This is a genomic window from Saccharibacter sp. 17.LH.SD (assembly GCF_009834805.1).
In the GTDB taxonomy this organism is placed as follows: Bacteria; Pseudomonadota; Alphaproteobacteria; order Acetobacterales; family Acetobacteraceae; genus Saccharibacter.
The window spans coordinates 1-2,500 of the sequence record NZ_WVHO01000004.1 but is presented as its reverse complement, the minus strand read 5'-3'; the positions used below and the strand labels follow the sequence as shown (position 1 = coordinate 2,500).

The window sequence follows — 2,500 nt, the reverse complement described above, 5'->3', positions numbered from 1 at the left end:
GTGAAAAGCACCCCGATAAGGGGAGTGAAAGAGACCTGAAACCAGATGCCTACAAACAGTCGGAGCCTCATATGGGGTGACGGCGTACCTTTTGTATAATGGGTCAGCGAGTTTCTGTCCGTAGCGAGCTTAAGCCGGTAGGTGTAGGCGCAGCGAAAGCGAGTCTGAATAGGGCGATTTAGTTACTGGTAGAAGACCCGAAACCGAGTGATCTAGCCATGGCCAGGCTGAAGGTGCAGTAACATGCACTGGAGGGCCGAACCCACGCCTGTTGAAAAAGTCGGGGATGAGCTGTGGCTAGGGGTGAAAGGCCAATCAAACTCGGAAATAGCTGGTTCTCCGCGAAATCTATTGAGGTAGATCGTCATGTATTACCCTCGGGGGTAGAGCACTGGATGGGCTAGGGGGACCCAAAGTCTTACCACACCTAACCAAACTCCGAATACCGAGGAGTATCAGCATGGCAGACAGACGGTGGGTGCTAAGGTCCATCGTCAAGAGGGAAACAGCCCAGACCACCAGCTAAGGCCCCTAAATCGTGGCTAAGTGGGAAAGGATGTGGGGATTCCAAAACAACCAGGAGGTTGGCTTAGAAGCAGCCATCCTTTAAAGAAAGCGTAATAGCTCACTGGTCTAATAGAAACCCTGCGCCGAAAATGTAACGGGGCTCAAGCCACGTGCCGAAGCTGTGGGTGCATCGTTTACGATGCGCGGTAGCGGAGCGTTCTGTAAGCCTGCGAAGGAGACGGGGTGACCCTCTCTGGAGGTATCAGAAGTGCGAATGCTGACATGAGTAGCGATAAACAGTGCGAGAAACACTGTCGCCGAAAGTCCAAGGGTTCCTGCGCAAGGTTAATCCACGCAGGGTGAGCCGGCCCCTAAGGCGAGGGCGAAAGCCGTAGCCGATGGAAACCAAGTTAATATTCTTGGGCCTGCTAGAAGTGACGAATGAGATATGTTGTCTGCTCTTATCGGATTGAGCAGGCTTTTGGACCATTCCAGGAAATAGCTCTAGCATATAGACCGTACCCGAAACCGACACAGGTGGACTGGTAGAGTATACCAAGGCGCTTGAGAGAACGGTACTGAAGGAACTAGGCAAATTGCTTGCGTAACTTCGGGATAAGCAAGACCTGTCAATGGGCAACCACTGGCAGGTGGCACAGACCAGGAGGTGGCGACTGTTTAGTAAAAACACAGGACTCTGCGAAATCGAAAGATGACGTATAGGGTCTGACGCCTGCCCGGTGCCGGAAGGTTAAGAGGAGATGTGCAAGCGTTGAATCGAAGCCCCGGTAAACGGCGGCCGTAACTATAACGGTCCTAAGGTAGCGAAATTCCTTGTCGGGTAAGTTCCGACCTGCACGAATGGCGTAACGATCACCTCGCTGTCTCCAGTACCGGCTCAGCGAAATTGAATTCCCCGTGAAGATGCGGGGTTCCCGCGGTCAGACGGAAAGACCCTATGAACCTTTACTGCAGCTTTGCAGTGGTATCAGGAAAGTTTTGTGTAGGATAGGTGGGAGGCATCGAAGCCGGGGCGCCAGTCTCGGTGGAGCCATCCTTGAAATACCACCCTCAACTTTTCTGATATCTAACCGAGACCAGTAAGCCTGGTCCGGGACCCTGCATGGTAGGCAGTTTGACTGGGGCGGTCGCCTCCTAAAGGATAACGGAGGCGCGCGATGGTGGGCTCAGGCCGGTCGGAAACCGGCTGTCGAGTGCAATGGCATAAGCCCGCCTGACTGCGAGAGTGACAGCTCGAGCAGAGACGAAAGTCGGCCATAGTGATCCGGTGGTCCCACGTGGACGGGCCATCGCTCAACGGATAAAAGGTACTCTAGGGATAACAGGCTGATCTCCCCCAAGAGTCCACATCGACGGGGAGGTTTGGCACCTCGATGTCGGCTCATCACATCCTGGGGCTGGAGCAGGTCCCAAGGGTTCGGCTGTTCGCCGATTAAAGTGGTACGTGAGCTGGGTTTAGAACGTCGTGAGACAGTTCGGTCCCTATCTGCCGTGGGTGTAAGAGACTTGAGAGGATTTGTCCCTAGTACGAGAGGACCGGGATGAACATACCTCTGGTGCACCGGTTGTCACGCCAGTGGCACAGCCGGGTAGCTAAGTATGGAATGGATAACCGCTGAAAGCATCTAAGCGGGAAACCAGCCTCAAAACTAGGTCTCACAGGGCCGTCCAAGACCAGGACGTCGATAGGTCAGGTGTAAAAGCGCGGTAACGCGTTCAGCTAACTGATCCTAATCGCCCATATCTCTCACACATAAAACACATGCACAGTAGTCAGTCACATTACTCTACACACCAACCGCACCCCTCTCACCCATACACATACGGGTAAGCGGGAAGACCTGGTGGCTATGGCGGAGGCTCTAAACCCGATCCCATCCCGAACTCGGCCGTCAATACCTCCAGCGCCTATGATACTGCCCCTCGACGGGTGGAAAAGTCGGTCGCCGCCAGGTCCCCTCGCTTACCCCTA

At 54.3% G+C, this 2,500-nt stretch carries 2 rRNA genes (1 of these 2 cut by a window edge); both read left to right on the top strand.

Features of this window, described 5'->3' with window-relative positions:
• A 23S ribosomal RNA gene (locus GS501_RS01095) occupies nucleotides 1-2,282 on the top strand (it extends 455 nt beyond the left edge of the window).
• 86 nt (nucleotides 2,283-2,368) lie between these two features.
• Nucleotides 2,369-2,483: ribosomal RNA gene (gene rrf / locus GS501_RS01090) — 5S ribosomal RNA — on the top strand.
• Nucleotides 2,484-2,500 lie beyond the last annotated feature (17 nt).